At 73.4% G+C, this 17,446-nt stretch carries 10 protein-coding genes; 3 read left to right on the top strand and 7 right to left on the bottom strand.

All coding sequences use genetic code 11. From position 1 onward, the window contains the following. Positions 1–110: 110 nt before the first annotated feature. Positions 111–797 (bottom strand): hypothetical protein, encoded by a 687-nt coding sequence (locus tag Manayef4_RS03040; RefSeq protein WP_011437362.1) that lies wholly within the window; start codon positions 795–797, stop codon positions 111–113. Continuing rightward, complete coding sequence (locus Manayef4_RS22310) at positions 794–1,426, bottom strand: polysaccharide deacetylase family protein (protein ID WP_236701492.1); 633 nt, start codon at positions 1,424–1,426, stop codon at positions 794–796. Before Manayef4_RS22310 ends, Manayef4_RS03040 begins: the two co-directional genes overlap by 4 nt. Positions 1,427–1,608: 182 nt before the next feature. On the opposite strand from Manayef4_RS22310, the gene Manayef4_RS03030 reads away from it, so the two are divergent. Next, positions 1,609–2,517, top strand: a complete 909-nt coding sequence (locus tag Manayef4_RS03030; RefSeq protein WP_070130547.1) for an FCD domain-containing protein — start codon at positions 1,609–1,611, stop codon at positions 2,515–2,517. Positions 2,518–2,562: 45 nt separating this feature from the next. On the opposite strand, the gene Manayef4_RS03025 is transcribed toward Manayef4_RS03030, so the two are convergent. Next, positions 2,563–3,999 carry a bifunctional cobalt-precorrin-7 (C(5))-methyltransferase/cobalt-precorrin-6B (C(15))-methyltransferase gene (locus Manayef4_RS03025; RefSeq protein WP_070130550.1) on the bottom strand — a complete coding sequence of 479 codons (1,437 nt, stop codon included), beginning with the start codon at positions 3,997–3,999 and terminating at the stop codon, positions 2,563–2,565. 900 nt (positions 4,000–4,899) lie between these two features. Between Manayef4_RS03025 and Manayef4_RS03020 the strand changes: the two genes are divergently transcribed. Both Manayef4_RS03020 and Manayef4_RS03015 read left to right on the top strand, forming a co-directional pair. Beyond that, positions 4,900–11,145 (top strand): type I polyketide synthase, encoded by a 6,246-nt coding sequence (locus Manayef4_RS03020; protein ID WP_070130546.1) that lies wholly within the window; start codon positions 4,900–4,902, stop codon positions 11,143–11,145. Between the two features lie 80 nt (positions 11,146–11,225). Next, positions 11,226–12,722 carry an acyl-CoA synthetase gene (locus Manayef4_RS03015; RefSeq protein ID WP_070130545.1) on the top strand — a complete coding sequence of 499 codons (1,497 nt, stop codon included), beginning with the start codon at positions 11,226–11,228 and terminating at the stop codon, positions 12,720–12,722. 39 nt (positions 12,723–12,761) lie between these two features. On the opposite strand, the gene Manayef4_RS03010 is transcribed toward Manayef4_RS03015, so the two are convergent. The 4 genes from Manayef4_RS03010 to Manayef4_RS02995 are packed head-to-tail and all read right to left on the bottom strand — an operon-like array spanning position 12,762 to position 17,445. After that, positions 12,762–14,723 carry an ABC transporter ATP-binding protein gene (locus Manayef4_RS03010; protein WP_070130544.1) on the bottom strand — a complete coding sequence of 654 codons (1,962 nt, stop codon included), beginning with the start codon at positions 14,721–14,723 and terminating at the stop codon, positions 12,762–12,764. Next, positions 14,701–15,267 carry a lasso peptide biosynthesis B2 protein gene (locus Manayef4_RS03005; RefSeq protein ID WP_349257420.1) on the bottom strand — a complete coding sequence of 189 codons (567 nt, stop codon included), beginning with the start codon at positions 15,265–15,267 and terminating at the stop codon, positions 14,701–14,703. The genes Manayef4_RS03010 and Manayef4_RS03005 overlap by 23 nt, the downstream gene beginning before the upstream one ends. Continuing rightward, on the bottom strand, positions 15,264–15,581 hold the full coding sequence (locus Manayef4_RS03000) for a lasso peptide biosynthesis PqqD family chaperone (protein ID WP_011437370.1): 318 nt from the start codon (positions 15,579–15,581) through the stop codon (positions 15,264–15,266). The genes Manayef4_RS03005 and Manayef4_RS03000 overlap by 4 nt, the downstream gene beginning before the upstream one ends. A gap of 22 nt (positions 15,582–15,603) precedes the next feature. Then, positions 15,604–17,445, bottom strand: coding sequence for an asparagine synthase-related protein (locus Manayef4_RS02995; protein WP_254665435.1), 1,842 nt, complete (start codon positions 17,443–17,445; stop codon positions 15,604–15,606). Between the last annotated feature and the right edge of the window lies 1 nt (position 17,446).

Genomic DNA, 17,446 nt, shown 5'->3' with positions numbered 1-17,446 from the left:
CGGCCGGCCCTGAGACGCACGGCCGGCCCTGAGACGCACGGCCGGCCCTGAGACGCACGGCCCACCCTGAGACGCACGCTTCCCCTGTTCCTCCCCGATGGATCCTTCCGTCAGCGGTGGCTGCGGCGCCGATGACGGCCGAACGCGCCCGTGCGTTCCTCGGCCCCCTCGGCCGGGGCCCCCTCGGCCGGGGCCCCCTCGGCCGGGGCCGGGGCACTGAGGCGGTCGCTGGGATAGACCTCCGACTCCGCCAGGGGGCCCGGACGCATGGCCGCCTGCTCCCGCAGTTCCCGCTGACGGCGCGCCGCGGCCACGTCGCGCACCCCCCGCACGCTCAGCCGACCCCACGCGGTCGAACCGAGAAAGAGGATCACGGCGCCGAGGCCGTAGAAGAAACTGATCCAGACGAGCGCCTGCCGGGCGGACCCACCGACCGGCCGGCCGAGCGCGCCGAGGTCCCAGGGTCCCGCCAGCGTCGGGCCGACGACGAACCAGGCGCCGGCGACGATCGCGAGCCACGCACCCAGCGCGGCGGTGCCGCGGGTGGAGCTCATCAGCAGCAGGAACCCACCGACGAATGTGGCGGCACCCGGCAGCACCTCCAACCAGAAGCGGGCCGACGTCCAGGTCCAGGCGCTGTTCGGGGTGAAGGCGAAGTCGAAGTACGGCCCGACGAACGGAATCAGCGCCCCCCACACGCCCAGGAGCATCAGCAGCAGACCACTGACCACACCCCGGCTGCGGGGAATATGCCAGGCGCCCAACCAGGGGGAGTCGATGTCGGCGACGTGGGTCATCGGGAGCTCCTTCCGTGGCCAACGCCAGGAACGTGCCCCGCCCGGTGCCGATGAACCCTCACCGACGGCGAACCCCGATCCACGAAACACCAGGTCACCATCACCGCCGGTCGCGGCCCGGGACGCGGCCGCGCCGCGGTCAGCGAGCGCACGATCCGCGGCGTGCCCGGTCGGGCCCAGTCCCGGGGGTCCACGTCCCAGCCGATCGCGGTCATGCCGAGGTTCGCGGCCGCGGCGAGCACGGCCGGCGACCAGTCACCACCCGGCGCGCGGAAGAGCCGGGGCGGTTTCCCACCCGCGTCGACGATGACCGACTGGGCGCGGACCATCTCGGCCCGGATCTGCGCCGGTGTGCGATGACTGAACGGCTGGGGATGGGTCATCGCGTGGTTACAGACGGAGTGCCCTTCGGCGATGATGCGGCCCACCAGGTCCCGGTGCGCGTGTGCCTGGGCCCCGACCAGGCAGAACGTTGCCTGGACCCGGTTGCGGCGCAAGACGTCGAGCATCCGCGGCGTCCACACCGGATGCGGACCGTCGTCGATCGTCAGGGCGACCGCGGCCGACAAGCACCCGCGCGAAGGAACGAGACGGTCGGGCTTCGGATCAAGCACGTCAGGCCCTACCACGTCAGGCCACGTCGGAGTCGTGCTGTGGATCGGGCGCACTCTTTCGACACGCATGATGTCGAGGCCACGATGCCGACAATCCGGACGAATCGTCGTCTGTTAACATAAATATGCCACACAGTCCACCGATATCCGACGATCATTAGGCAACAATCGACGCCCGCCGTGCAGGAGGACCGCTCATGGCATGGCCAGCCGCTCCGGCGGGAACCATCCCGGGCACGTCCGTCGCCGGGGCATCCACCACGGAGGCCACCCCGAACCCGGCGCCCCCGGTCTCGCCCGCCCACGTCCCGGCCGCCGCGTCCCCGGTCGGCCAGCGGGTGCGGGTACCCAAGACCGCGGAACTCGTCGCCAGCCAGCTGCGGCGGCGGATCATCCGCGGCGAGCTCAGCGAGGGTGACGCCCTACCGCCCGAACCCACGCTGATGGCGCAGTTCGGAGTCTCGCGCCCCACCCTGCGCGAGGCGTTCCGGGTGCTGGAGGCGGAAGCGCTGATCTTCGTGCGGCGCGGGGCCCACGGCGGCGCGCGGGTCCACACCCCGAGCCCCGAGGTTGCCGCGCGCTACGCCGGTCTCGTCCTCGAACACCGCGGCGCCACCCTGGGCGACGTCCACCAGGCCTGTGCCGTCATCGAGCCGCCGTGCGCGGCGCTGCTCGCCGAACGGCGTGATCCCGCCGACGTCGCCCGGCTGCGCCAGCTCCTCCACGAGGGTGACGAGGCCGCCGACCATCCCGTCGCGCTYGCCTCGGCCCAGGCCGCCTTTCACCTGGCCGTGGTGGAGCTGACCGGAAACAAGTCACTGACCGTGATCACCGGGATGCTCCTGCATCTCGTGGAGCTCACAAACAGCCACGGCGGTCACCCCGGTGCCGACAACCGTCCGGAGGAGACCAGCCTTGCCGCGGTCGCCGCCGATGACCGATCGTCCGCCCGTGCGACCCGCYGGATCCACGCCACGCTCATCGACCTCATCGAGGCCGGCGACACGCAGGGCGCCGCCGATCTCTGGCACCGGCACCTCGCCGCCCCCGACCACGCGATCCCCGGCGGTCCGGCCGACCGGTGCGTGCTGGACCTGCTCGGCTGAATCGAACTGTAGAGGGTTGGGCACGCTCTGGAGACCGTCAACCTTCTACATTTTCGACGGATCGACGGATCGGTGGGCGGCGGGCCACACCGTCCACTGGGTCACCGGCCTCGCCGGGCGCCATCCGGTGAAGCCACCGATCGGGGCCGCCCGACTCACTGACAACCGGACCAGATCACCGCCCAGGCGGGCATGCCAGGAGACGAGGAGCGCCTCGGATTCGAGGGTGACGGCGTTGGCGACGAGCCGGCCACGTCCGCCCAGCGCCGCCCAGCAGGCGTCGAGCAGCCCGGGGGTCGTGAGGCCGCCCCCGATGAAGACCGCATCCGGCGCCGGCAGCCCGGCCAGGGCCTCGGGCGCCCGGCCGGGCACGATCCGCAGCGCCGGCACGCCGAGAGCCGTGGCATTGCGCCGGATCCGGTCGGCGCGCTCCGCCCGCGGCTCGATCGCGATCGCGCGACAGGTGCCATGGGTGCGCATCCACTCGATCGCGATGCTGCCCGAGCCCGATCCGACGTCCCACAGCAGTTCGCCCGGGACCGGTCCGAGCCGGGCCAGGGTCACCGCCCGGATCTCCCGCCTGGTGATCTGACCGTCGTGCTCGAACGCGTCATCAGGCAAGCCCGGCGTCCGCGAGCGGTGCGGGGCGGACGGCGTGGGCACCGGCTCGACGGCGACGACGTTGAGGTCCGCCGGCTCGCGCAACGGCACCTGCGGCACGACCGACCCTTGCGACACAGCTGACCCCGGCGGCACGGCCGAGGCGGCCCCGCCCGGGTGCTCCACGGCGGCCGGTGCCCGAACCCAGGCCCGGGCACCGGCCTCGACCCAGGCGGAGGCGGGGGCGCTCTGGTACGCCTCGTCCGGCCCCCCGAGCCGGTCGAGAACCGTCAGCAGGCTCTCGCCGTACCCGCGCCCGACGAGCAAGGTGGCGAACTCGACGGGCGTGGCCCGGTCGGAGCTGAGGACGAGCAGCCGTCGACGCGGCGCCAGTGCGGCCTGCACCTGCGCGAGGGGACGTCCGACCGCGCTCACCACGTCGACGTCGTCCACGGCCCACCCGAGCCGCGCGCAGGCCAGGGAGRGCGACGAAGGATGGGGCAGGACCCGCACCCGGTGCGCTCCCAGCAGCCGGACCAGAGTGGTGCCGATCCCGAAGAACATCGGATCACCACTCGCGAGAACACAGAGCTCACCCTGCCCCGCCTGAGCGCCGGTGCCGGCGTGCCCGGCCAGCAGGCGGGGCAGGGCCGGCAGCAGCGGGGACGGCCACGACACCCGCCGGCCTCCAACGGGCTGGCCGTCGATCCTTTCGGGCACGAGGGCAAGCTGGCGATCGGCGCCGAACAGCACGGCGGCCCCGCGCACCACCTCACGTGCCGTCGGCGCCAGCCCCGCCCAGCCGTCGGCCCCGATACCTACCACGGTGACGCGCACAGCGGAGGGGATGGAGTCGGCGAAGCTGGAGTCGGCGGAACTCACCGGCCCGGGGGACCCGGATCCGGTGACGTCACCGGATCCGGGCGCGGTCGCCGACGTGGCGGCAGTGTCGGTCGCCGACGTGGCGGCAGTGTCGGACACAACAGGCGAGCGTAGCGCGTCGGCCAGGAGGATCAAGAATAGCTGTGCGCCTCGTCCGGACAGGCCTGGTCGGCGACCTCCGCCACCTGCCCCGCGACCGCGTCCCACCACCGAGCCGCGGCAGCGGTCCGCGGGTATATCAGCCGCCGCCGGGCACGGCGGCCGCCGGCGGCCATGGGATGGAAAATCACCGCCGTATCGGGTAGCAATTCCTGGTGAAATGCGATCCCCGACACGTTGCACGCCGGCTCCGYGATCGGTGTGGCCTTCGAAGTCCTGATCACCTACGAACCCAGGAACAGGAAGAGCAGACATCTGTACGCCAAGGTACCAGGAGCGCTCCGGGACCTGCGCATAGGATGGCCGGGTAAATTCTCACATGGCCCGATCGCGCCAGGACGTTTGAAGCCCAAACGCAGCGTCGGGCACCATGGCGTTCATGCTTGTTCACACGTGACCGACGACACGCACCCCGGCCGGCATGGTCGTACCCTGAGGAGATGGGGGCGTCACACTCTCTACGGAGAGCGGACGGCTCCGCGCTCCGACTCCTCGCCRGTTGCCTGAGCCATGCCCTTCCGCGTCCAGAGGAGATATTCCAAGTCGTTCTCGGCCCCGGCTTTCCGGGACTTTGTCCCACTCCGTACCGAGCGCTGACGGCTGGCCCTGGCTTTGGTCCGTGGCGGCCTTCTTCGTTGTCCGTCGACCCGTGGCCGAAACGAACGAAGGCGAACGCCCGGCGACGGACGCGGCTGTCGCCGACGCGTCGTTTCCTCATTGCATAGGACGCTGGGAGTTTGCATGCGCGATACGCRCGAAATCCAGGCACGATCGCCGCGCGGCACCGGTGGTGGGGCGAGCGAGGCGTGGCGTCTGCGGCTGACCGGCCGATCGGAGACGGCCCAGCGCGAGCTCCTGCTGGACCTGATAGCCGGCCGGGTCGCCGTGCTGACCGAGCGCAGCGGCGACGCGGCCATCCTCGGCCGGGAGTCCTCCTGGCGTGGTCTCGGGGTGTACCGCGGCATCRCCGATCGGCTGCGAGACGAACTGTCCGCTGCGACGGGTCTGCGCCTGCCCGCGACGCTGTTGTTCGACCGGCCCTCCCCCGAGGCCCTCGCCGACCATCTGCGCCGTGAGTTGCTGGGTATCGACGAGCCCGCCGCCGTCCCCGCCGCCGTCCCCGCGGCCGTCCCGCCGGCCACCGCCGTTCCTGCCACCGGCGAGGTCGGCTCGGAGCCGTTCCGGGGCCATGATCCCGTAGTCATCATCGGCATGGCCTGCCGGCTGCCCGGCGGCGTCGACTCACCRCAAGCCCTGTGGGACCTGGTGCGAGAGGGCCGGGATGCCGTCGGCGGCCTGCCCGACGACCGGGGCTGGGACCTCGACGCGCTCTACGACCCTGATCCCGATCAGCCTGGCACCGCCTACACCCGCCATGGCGGGTTCCTGCCCGGCATCGCGCTGTTCGACCCGGGATTCTTCGGTATCGGTCCGCGCGAGGCACATGCCGTGGACCCGCAGCAGCGGCTGATGCTGGAGATCTCCTGGGAGGTGCTGGAGCACGCGGGCATCGACCMACGGTCGCTGCGGGGCAGCCGGACCGGCGTCTTCACCGGGGTGTCGCTGCAGGACTACGGCCCCGCCTGGCATGCGGCGCCCGCCGAAGCCCAGGGACAACTACTCACCGGCAACGCCTCCGGCGTGATCGCCGGCCGCGTCTCCTACACGCTTGGCCTGGAAKGGCCCGCGTTGACCATCGACACCCAGTGTTCCTCGTCCCTGGTGGCGGTGCATCTGGCCGGCCATGCGCTGCGGGCCGGCGAATGCGACCTCGCCTTGGCCGGTGGGGTGACCGTGATGTCGACCCCAGGGATCCTGGTGGAGTTCAGCCGCAAGCGGGGCCTGGCGTCGGACGGGCGGTGCAAGGCGTTCTCCGCCGACGCCGACGGCACCGGCTGGGCCGACGGCGCGGGCGTGCTGCTGCTGGAACGGCTCTCCGACGCCCACCGTAACGGCCATCACGTCCTCGCGGTCCTGCGTGGCACCGCGATCAACCAGGACGGCGCCAGCAACGGGATGACCGCGCCGAACGGCCTGTCCCAGCAGCGCCTGATCCGCCAGGCGCTGGYCAACGCCGGGCTGCGCGCCGCCGACGTCGACGCGGTGGAGGCGCACGGCACCGGCACGACGCTCGGTGACCCGATCGAGGCCCAGGCCGTCATTGCCACCTACGGCCAGGACCGTGCGGCACGGCGGCCCGTCTACCTCGGGTCCCTGAAGTCGAACATCGGCCACACCCAGGCCGCCGCCGGCGTCGCCGGGATCATCAAGATGGTGCAGGCGATGCGGCACGGCGTCCTGCCGCGGACCCTGCACGTGCGCGAGGCGTCCCCGCACGTGGACTGGTCGGCGGGCGACGTCGCCCTGCTCACTGGAAACGTCCCCTGGCAGCGCCGGGACGGCCGGCCGCGACGGGCGGCGGTGTCGGCGTTCGGGGTAAGCGGCACCAACGCTCACGCCGTGATCGAGGAAGCACCACCCGGGCCGGAAACGGACGCCATGGGTGCGGACCGCGCCGGAGAGAACCCGGCGAGCGCCCCGGTGCCTGTCGTCCTGTCCGGCCGCTGCGACGCGGCGCTACGTTCGGCGGCCGCCCGGCTCGGCGCGCACCTGGAGCGCCATCCCGAGATCTCTCCCCTGGACGCGGGATACACCATGGCGGGTCRCACCCACTTCGAGCACCGTGCCGTCGCCGTCGTCCGCGGATCGGCGGCGTGCGGCAGCGGCACACACCTGACCGGGACCGGGACCCTGACCGGGACCCTGGCTGCTCTGGCCGAGGCCCGTCCCAGCGCCGGGCTGGTCCTGGGCACGGTCCGACCGGCGCTCCGCCGAAGCGGAACCGCCCGGGGGGCAACCGCCTTCCTGTTCACCGGCCAGGGCAGCCAACGCCCCGGGATGGGCCGCGAACTCCATGCGACCTACCCGGTCTTCGCCAACGCCCTCGACGACGTCTGTGCCCACTTTGCGCCGCATCTCGAACACCCACTGCGCGACGTCATGTTCGCCCCCGCCGGTTCCCCGGGCGCGGCGGCGCTCGACCGCACCGAGTACACCCAGCCCGCGCTGTTCGCCTTCGAGACCGCGCTGTTCCGGCTCCTCGAATCCTGGGGTCTCGCCCCGGGGATCCTCGCCGGGCACTCCATCGGCGAGCTCACCGCCGCCCACGTCGCCGGAGTGTGGACCCTCGACGACGCCTGCGCTCTCGTCGCGGCCCGCGGCCGGCTCATGCAGGCCTGCCGCGCCGGCGGAGCCATGACCGCCATCCGCGCCGGCGAGGCGGAGGTCGCCGAGTCCCTCGCCGGACTCGCCGGGCGGGTCGAGATCGCCACCGTCAACGGCCCGAGCGCCACCGTCATCGCCGGCGACGCCGACCTCGTCGAACGCGTCGCCGTCGGCTGGGCCGAGCGCGGCCGCRCCATCAGGCGGCTGACGGTCAGCCACGCCTTTCACTCCCCGCACATGGACGACATGCTCGACCGGTTCCGAGCCGTCGCCGAGAAGATCACCTACTCCCCGCCGGCCATCCCCGTCGTCTCCACCCGGACCGGCGACCTCGACCTCCAGGCCGGGCTCACCACCCCCGACCACTGGGTACGCCACGTCCGCGAACCCGTCCGTTTCCTCGACGCCGCCCGTCGCCTGCACCGCGAAGGCGCCGTCGCCTACCTCGAACTCGGTCCCGACGCCGTCCTGACCGCGCTCCTGCCGGCCTGCCTAGCCGCCGACGCCCAGCGCACCGAGAAGACCCAGCGCACCCAAAGCACCCAAAGCACCCGGGACGCCCAGAACACCCGCGACGCCCGGGACACGGTGGCCGCGGCGGCGTCCCGCGCCGGCCGCCCCGAACCCGACACCCTCCTCACCGCCCTGGCTGAGCTGCACGTCCACGGCGTCGACGTCGACTGGCGCGCCCTGTACCGGGGACGCGGCGCCCGGCACCGGGAGCTGCCCACCTACCCGTTCCAGCGCAGGCGCTACTGGCTCGACGGGACCACCGCTGTCCCCGCGCCCCGTAGCCCGACCGTCGGGACGGCCCGCGCGGCGGACCCGGACGGCTGGTCTTACCGCACCGAGTGGCGGCCCCTGGACTCCGAGGACGTCACCACCGCCGTGACGGCCCAGGCCATCGCCGTGACGGCCCAGGCCACCGCGACGCCACCGCTGTCCGGCGTGTGGYCGGTGCTGACCCCGGCCGCCGCCGTCGACGAGGACATGCTCTCCCGCATCTGCTGGATCATCGAACGCCWCGGCGGCACGGCCGTCACCCTCACCCTCACCGGCGACGACGCCGACCGCGCCCGGGTCGCGGCGCTGCTGTCGAACGCCATACCGCTGCCCGACGCCATACCGCCRTCGGGCGCCATACCGCCGTCGGGCGGCGGCCCCGCCGGGAAGAAGACGGTGCAGGCGGTACGCGGCGTCCTGTCCCTGCTCGCCCTCGACGACACGCCGCACCGCATCCATCCGGCGCTGACCACCGGGCTCGCCCTCACCGTCCCGCTCGTCCAGGCGCTACACGACCTCGACGTGTCCGCACCGCTGTGGTGCGTCACCCGCGGCGCGGTCACCACCGGTCCCGACGACCCCGTCACCACCCCGGACCAGGCCATGATGTGGGGACTCGGCCGCGCCCTCGCCCTGGAGGACCCCGACGCCTGGGGCGGTCTGATCGACATCCCGACCAACCTCGACGATCAGACGCTGGCGTGGTTCGGCTCCGCCCTCACCGCMCCCGGTAGCGAGGACCAGCTCGCCGCCCGTGCCACCGGGCTGTTGGTACCCCGCCTCGTCAGAGCCGACACCGTCGGTGCAGCAGACAACACCGTCGGTGCACCGACCGACACCGTCCCGCCAGCGTGGCGGCCTCACGGCACGGTCCTGATCACCGGTGGCACCGGCGCCCTCGGCGCGCATGCCGCCCGCCGGCTCGCCCGCGACGGTGCGCGCCGGATCGTCCTCGTCAGCCGCCGTGGCCCCGCGGCTGCGGGGGCGGAGGACCTACGCGCCGAACTCGCCGCCCTCGGCGCCGAGGCGACCATCGAGGCCTGCGACGTGGGAGAGCACGAACAGCTCGCCGCCCTGCTGCGGAGACTGGCCAAGGCGGGCCGGCCGGTGTCCGCCGTCGTGCACGCGGCCGGTGTCATGGGGCAGGTGACCGCCCTACACAAACTCGATCTCGGGGAGTTCGCGGAGGTCGTGGCCGGAAAGGTCGCCGGCGCCGCCGGCCTCGACCGGCTACTCGACGGCACCGGCGGGATCACCGGCACCAGCGACACCAGCGACACCGACGGGATCACCGGCACCAGCGACACCAGCGACACCAGGCTGGAGGCCTTCGTCCTGTTCTCGTCGGTGTCGGCGACCTGGGGCAGTGGCGGCCAGGCCGCCTACAGCGCGGGCAACGCCTACCTCGACGCCCTCGCCGCGCGGCGGCACGCGCTTGGTCTCGCCGCCACCTCTGTCGCGTTCGGCCCGTGGGCCGATGCCGGAATGGGCGCCGAGGCCACGTTCCGTGACTACCTGGGCCGCCGTGGCCTGACCCCGCTGCCCCCCGACGCGGCGGTCACCGCGCTCACCCGGGCGGTCGCGGGCGGGCAGGCCGCGCTCACCGTCGCCGACGTCGACTGGGAGCGCTTCCTCCCACCCTTCACCGCCGCCCGCCCCGGGCGTTTCTTCGACGATCTATGGAGCCGGTCCACGACGGCCGGACCCGAGGGGGACGCCGACCCGACCGGCACCGACGCGCCCCCCGCCCGGGTGGACTACGGGACGCTGCCCGGGCCTGCCCGCGCCCGCGCGCTGTTCGACCTCGTGCGGGCGGAGGCCGCGGCCATCCTCGGGTACCCGTCGCCCGACGACGTGGACCCGCAGCGCCGCTTCCTCGAACTCGGCTTCGACTCACTGGCCTCGGTTCAGCTCAGCCGCCGACTGGCCGCCGCCACCGGCCTCACCCTGGCCACGCCCGTCGTCTTCGAGCATCCGACGGTCTGCGAGCTCACCCGCCATCTCGATACCCTTGCCACCCTTGCCACCCTCGCCACCCAGCGGCACCCGGACATCGTGCCCGGCGGACCCCCCGCGCGGGCCGGGACGCAGGTCGCGCCGATCGGCGTGCGCGAGCTGTACCGGCAGGCGTGCACGGACGGCAAGTTCGYCGAGGGCGTCGGTGTCCTGYGGGCCGCCGCCCGGCTCAGGCCCGTCTTCCGCACCGTCGAGGCCTTCGGCGCGCCCGCCGCGCCGGTGAGACTCGCCTCGGGTCCGGCCAGGCCCACCATCGTCTGCCTGCCCTCGATGGTTGCCCCGTCGGGACCGCACAACTTCGCCCGCCTCGCCCTGCACCTGCATGGCCGGCGGGACGTGTACGCGCTGCCGCATCCCGGATTCGGCGACGGGGAGCTGCTTCCGGCCACCGCGGATCTCGTCGTCGACCTGCATGCCGAGACCATCGCCCGGGCGTTCGACGAGATCCCCCTCGTGCTAGCGGGTTACTCCTCGGGTGGCTGGCTGGCACATGCGATCGCGGCCCGGCTGGAGACCCGCGGGATCCACCCCAGGGCGGTGGTGCTGCTCGACACGTGGCTGCCCGGGGACCGCATCCCCGAGGGTGACATCCAGGAGGAGCTTCGCGGCGTCGCCCTCAACGACCAGGCCTTCGCGCTGATGACGGAGGCACAGGTCACCGCGCAGGGCGCCTACCTGGACCTGTTCGAGGGCTGGCGGCCGACCGCCGTCAACGCGCCGGTCGTCCTCGTCCGGGCGATGGAGCGCATGCCCCAGCAGGCGGTCGCCGAGAACCCCGACGGGGRGGGCCAGGCCTGGGTGACCGACTGGGTGATGGAGCACGAAAGGCTCGACGCCGCCGGCAATCACCAGACGATGATGAACGAACACGCCGCCTCCACCGCCGCGGTCCTCCACCAGTGGCTCACAGAACTGGAGCGGCCCACGGAACTGGAGCGGCCCACAGAACTGGAGCGGCGCTGATGCATCGACGCGCACCGCACCTCGGCGGCGGTCTGGGCGGAGCTGAGCGTTGACGGGTTCGGCCATGGGAGCATGACGGAGTGACCCTGCTCCCACTGCCTGCCGGCGAGCACGACGGCCCCGCCGTCCGGGTCGGGGAGGTCGAGTTCACCCGCGCAGAGCTCTTCGCGGCCGCGTCCGTCGTCGCCGGTCGGGTGGCCGGCGCGCCGGCGGTGGCCGTGCACGCCGAGGCGACGATGGCCACCGTCGTCTCGGTCGTCGGCTGCCTGCTCGCCGGGGTGCCGGCGGTACCCGTGCCGCCTGACTCCGGGCCGCGGGAACGCGGTCACATCCTGCGCGACTCGGGCGCCGCCCTGCTGCTCGGCAGGCCCGCCTGGGACAACCTCGCGATCCCCACCGTGCCGGTCGATCTCACCGCACGGTCGGGGTCTGCCGGCTCCGGCTCCGGGTCCGGGTCCRGGGAAACCGGACCGGCGCTCATCCTCTACACCTCCGGGACGACCGGAGCCCCCAAGGGCGTGGTGCTGTCCGCCCCGGCCATCGCCGCCGATCTGGACGCCCTCGCCGACGCCTGGGCCTGGACGCCCGAGGACACGCTCGTGCACGGGCTGCCGCTGTTCCACGTCCACGGCCTGGTCCTGGGTGTGCTCGGGGCGCTGCGGGTCGGCAGCCGGTTGATCCACACCGTCCGCCCGACCCCGACGGCGTACGCGGCGGCCGGGGGGACCCTGTACTTCGGCGTGCCGACCGTGTGGTCCCGGGTCTGCGACGATCCGACCACCGCCCGCGCCCTGGTCTCGGCCCGGCTGCTCGTCTCGGGCAGTGCCCCCCTGCCGAGGCCGGTGATCGACCGGCTCACCGGGCTCACCGGCCTCGCCCCGATCGAACGGTACGGGATGACCGAGACGTTGATCACCATCAGCGCCCGGGCGGACGGGGAGCGCCGGGCGGGCTGGGTCGGTACCACCCTGCCGGKGGTGCGGGCCCGGCTCGTGGACGACGAGACGGGGACCGAGCTGCCCGCGGACGGGGAGAGCATCGGCGAGTTGCAGGTCCGCGGTGCCACCCTGTTCGACGGGTACCTGGGGCGCCCGGAGGTCACCGCCGCGTCGTTCACCGCGGACGGCTGGTTCCGCACCGGTGACGCCGCGGTCGTCGCCCCGGACGGCCACCACCGAATCGTCGGGCGCCGATCCACCGACCTCATCAAGAGCGGCGGTTACCGGGTGGGCGCGGGCGAGGTCGAGGCCGTACTGCTGGCCCACCCGGCCGTGCGCGAGGCCGCCGTCGTCGGGCTGCCGGACGACGACCTCGGGCAGCGCATCGCCGCCTTCGTCGTCGCCCCCGACCTGGCCGGTGCGGCGGGCGGGGCACCAGGCGGGATACCGGGCAGGGCGTCGGACGGGACACCGAGCGAGACGGCAAACGAGACGGCGAGCGAGGCGCTCATCGACTTCGTGGCGCGGGAGCTGTCCATCCACAAGCGGCCCCGGGAGATCCACCTGGTGGCCGAGCTCCCCCGCAACTCGATGGGCAAGATCCGCAAGTCCGCCCTGGCTCCCCCGGAAACGCCCTGAGTGCAGGTCACGGCGTCGAGGAGAGCGGGCTCGAAGCGCTCACCTCACCGGGGCGGGAGGCCCTGCGGTCCCGGCTCGCCCGCGCTCTGGCGGGCTGACCGGCCCGGCGGGGCTGGCGGGGCTGGCGGGACCGGCCGGCAGGCCCGTGGCGAGGCCGCGGTAGAACGCGCTGGTCGCCATCAGCTCCTCGTGCGAGCCCTGCGCGACCACGCGGCCCTCGTTCAGCACGAGGATGAAATCCGCGGCCCGCACCGTGGAGATCCGGTGGGCGATGACCAGCAGTGCCCGCTCGGCGGCGATCCGGCTCATCGCGCGAGTGAGCGCCTGCTCGTTGACGCTGTCCAGCTGGGCCGTGGGCTCGTCCAGGAGCAGCACCGCGGGCTGAGCGAGCAGCGCGCGGGCGATCGCGACCCGCTGCCGTTCCCCGCCGGAGAGCAGCACACCATGATCACCGACCGGAGTCCGGAGCCGCTCGGGCAGCCGGTCGGTGAAGTCCCGCAGCCCCGCCGTGGCCAGGACCGCGGCGATCTGCTCCTCGGTCGCATCCGGCGCCGCATAGGTGATGTTGTCCCGCAGGCTGCCGTGCAGCACCGGGGTGTTCTGCTCGACCAGCCCGACMCACCCCCGGGCGGTCGCGCGGGGCATCGCGCGGACGTCGTGGCCGGCGAACAGAATCATTCCGGCGTCCGGCTCGTAGAAGCGCTCGACAAGCTCCAGGATGGTGGACTTGCCGGCACCGGACGGCCCGACCAGCGCGACGTGCCCGCGAGACGGCACCGTGAACGACACCCCGCGCAGCACTGGCGTCTGCGCGTAGCCGAACCAGACGTCACGGAACTCGATCGACGGCGCCCGCGGGTTCGGCGTCTCCCCTCGTGACGAGAACGAGGACGACACTCGCGACGAGGACAAGGGCGACAATGGTGCCGGCGGGCGCRTCCCGCCGGGGGCCACGACCGCGACGGTGCGCAGCGGACCGCGCACGGACTCGTCGTCGCCTTCCCGGGGCAGCGCGAACACCGCGTTGACCCGCGACAGCGCCCCCATCCCCCGCTGGATGGTCGCCGCCGCCTCGATGAGCTGCGACAACGGCATCACCAGGTAGGTGGCATACAGCAGGAAGGCGACCAGGCTGCCGAGCGAGGCCGAACCGCGCGCCACCAGGACCCCGCCGACCAGGAGCACGACCAGCACACTTCCCTGCACCGCGAGCTGCATCGCGGGGGCGATGATCGAGTCCAGCTTCGCCATCCGGAGGCCGGCCTGGTAGGCGGCCGCGGCGTGGTCGCCGATGCGCGCGGCCTCCCGCCCCTCGGCGCGGTTCGCCCGCACGGTACGGATCGCGGCGAGGGCGCGCTCCAGGTCGGCGGTCATGCCGCCGACGCTGGCCTGCCCACGTTCGGACACCGTCCTGATCCGGGACAGCGCGCCGAGTACCACGACCCCGGCCACCGCCACCACCCCGAGCACGAGCAGGAACAGCCAGGGGTTCAACCAGATCATCAGGGCGACGGCGCCGACGACGCCGATCACGCTGGTGACCAGGGCGGTGAAGCTGTACGCCACCGCCTCCCGCACCACGGTCGTGTCGGTGTTCGCACGGGAGATCAGATCCCCGATCCGCCGCGTGTCGAACACCCGCATGCGCAGCCGCAGCAGGTGGCCGATCAGGCTGGTGCGCAGGCCGAGCAGGACGCCCTGGCCGACGCGCTCGAGCAGGTAGTGCCCGGCGGTGTCGATCACCGCCTGGCCGACGAACAGACCCAGCAGCGCCCCGATGAGCCAGCCGGGAACACCCCCCGCCTGCGCGGCGTCGATCACCCGCATCACGAGCAGCGGTTGGAGCACCCCAACGGCGGTGCCAACCACGGTCAGCGCCGTGGCGATCGCCACCGCCCCGCGACGGCCGCGCAGCAGCGCCCAGAGTTCCGTGACGCCCCGCGACGCAGGCCCCCGGGCAGCTCCCCGGCCCTCCCCCTCAACGACGTACGCCCTCGTCACGAGGCACGCCCCTTCCCCGAAGCCCGCCACTCCCACGGAGCCCGCCACTCCCACGGAGCCCGCCACTCCCACGGAGCCCGCCCACGCGACGGAGCCAGCCCACGCGACGCGGCCCGGTTACCGTTCCCGGACCGACGCTGAGCAGCGGCCGCAGGTAGCCTGCCGGCATCGACTCCCCGACGATCACTCCGTCCGCCTCGACCCACGCGTGCGCGGCGAACGGCGCGATGGTGCGCACCCCCACACGCCACGTCGGGAACGTTCCGGTCAACCGGCACAGCAGGGCGGTCGCTATCGAGCGGGGAACACAGCCCCGCGCGCCGCGGCAGGTGAGGCTCACGGCTGTCACCGCCTGCCGGGCGGCGAGCGCGGTGCCATAGTCGGCCGGGCGGGCGCCCGCGCCCACCCCCGTGAGCACCCGGCAGATGCGGGCCGGCGACTGGGTCGCGAGCACCCGCGCGATCCCCACGGCGACCAGCGCGCCGAGCCGACGAGCGAGGGACGGTTTCGCCTCCGGCCGCTCGACCACCATCGGCGCGGTCACCGGGCCTGCGTCCGGGGATCGCAGACCGCCTCGGTCTCGGGTGACCATCGGGACTCGGGCTCGGCCTCGATGAGGCCCACGTCCGCGAGTTGGGCGAGCAGACCCTCCACRTCGCGGCGCGCCGTCTCCGGGTCAACCTCGCTGGTCTCACACAGCCCGCGGACGGCGGCTGCCGTGTCACCGCCGTCGAGCAGGATCCGCAGCACCAGGTCACCCGAGGGGTTGAGGGTCCAGTATCGGCCGTTGTCGATATGGAGGAGCACCGCTCCGTACTGGGTCGGCGCCCGCACCACGTCAGGCCGCAGCGTCACCATGATCACTCACTCCTCCGGTAGCTCAGTCAGGGCCCCGCCGGCTCGCGAGCACCCGCAGCCACGCGTCCGCCRCGAACGTCGGTCGCAGCGCCTGGTGGCGATGACCAGGTACGGACGAAGATCGGCACGCCTGGCGCAGCGCGTCCGACTCGATCAGGCCGAGATCGGCCAACGGGCTGTCATCGCACAGCTTCACCAGGACGTCCTGGCTGGTGCGCAGGCCCTGATCCTCCTCGGCGGCGGTATCCGCCTTGGTCTCGCGGCGCAGGCATTCCTGCGGCACCAGCCGGCGCATGGCCTCCTGCAGTAGCGGTTTGTACTCCCACGGACCGGTGCGCTCTTCGGGCCGCACCGCCAGCACCGCCCGGACCACCCGCTCGTCGAGGAAGGGTGCGGCGAGCGGCGGGCCGACCGGATCGGCGAGCTGGTCGAACAACCGGAACACCGCCGCGCCAGCGCGGATGGCGAAGAGATCGGCGTGGCCGTCCCGGGTCTCGGCCAGCGGCCGGGCGCGCCGGACGGCCTCCGCGAACGCTCCGGCCAGCAAGTCGAGGGCCGTCGGCGTGAGCCAACCCGGGACCACAGGCGGAAAGGCCCAGTCGAGCGAGGCCAGGACGCCCGGGTGGGATCGGCCGGAACCGGCCGGACGGCGCGCGTGGCCGACCGTGGCACGGCGGGCCTGGTCGAGCGCATCGGCCATGTCGGCGAGGCAGTCCCGGTAGCCGCGCGGGCGCATCATTCGCAGGCACGCCATCCACGGCCAGCCCTCCTGCGCTCGGTGTCCGCGCAGGTCGTGCAGCGCCCGCCGGGGCCGGCGGCGCAACAACCGGGGGAGGTAGGCGGGACAGCCGTAGGCGACCTCGTCACCACCGAACCCGGTGAGGTGCACCCGCGGCCCGTACAGCGCGACCCGGTCAAGACCCGCGCGCAGCTTCGCCCGGTCGCCGATGCCGACGAACGGCCGGTCGAGCGGTTCGTCGGCGTCGGCGATGCCGTCGTAAACGAGGGGAAGCCCGGCGGCGGGCAGGATCTCGCGCGTGACGCCAGGGAGCGTGGCCGCGGCCCGCGCGGCGTCGTCGTCACCGGGATCGGGGGCGATCCCGGTGAGCGCGACCACGTCGGCGGGGCCGCGCGCGGCCAGGCAGCACACCGAGGTGGAGCTCAGTCCGCCCGACAGATCACAGCTCACTGTCCCGCCGCCGGCGACCCGCGCCGCCACGGCCTCGGCGAGAGCCGCCCGCAGGGTCGGCGCCCCCTCCGTGCGGGACCGCACCGGTGCCGGTCGACGCCACCACCGCAGGACGGTGGCCTTCTCGTCAGGGCCGACGAGAAGGTAGTGATCCGGGGGCAGCGCGTCGATCGACTCCCAGAGCACCAGGTCATCGAGCGGATGGGGCGGTGACGGGTCGAGCAGCGACAAAGCCAGCGCCGTCCGGTTCAGCGGGGCGCCCGTGAGCCGGGCAAGCACGTCGGCGCGGTCGGCGGCGACCAGGTGGCTGCCCAACCGGGCGGTGAAGACCCGCCGGGTTCCCGTCGGGCTGCCCTGGACGCGACGGTGGCTGTCGATTTCGGCGATCACGTGGTAGTCGCCGGCCACGGCGCGCGCGAGGTCGAGAGCGTGCACGTCACGGGCCGAGAGAAGCAGCCGCAGGAGCTGTCGCGCGTTGGTCGCGGCACACCCGATCAGGGCCAGCCGCGAGCGCCCGGCGACGGCACTGACCATGGCATCGTCCGGCCAGTTGCCGACGATCCACGGCCGCCCGGAGGCATACCGCAGCATGCGACGAGCCCCCGGCGGACGCACGACGGGATCACGGTCGGCCAGCACCAGAAACCAGCAGGACGGAATCGGGACCACCGCCACC

Origin of the sequence: Frankia sp. CgMI4 (assembly GCF_001756285.1) — a bacterium.
Taxonomy (GTDB): Bacteria; Actinomycetota; Actinomycetes; order Frankiales; family Frankiaceae; genus Frankia; species Frankia casuarinae.
Note: the sequence above shows the minus strand (reverse complement) of the source record. Positions and strands in the feature narration are given on the sequence as shown.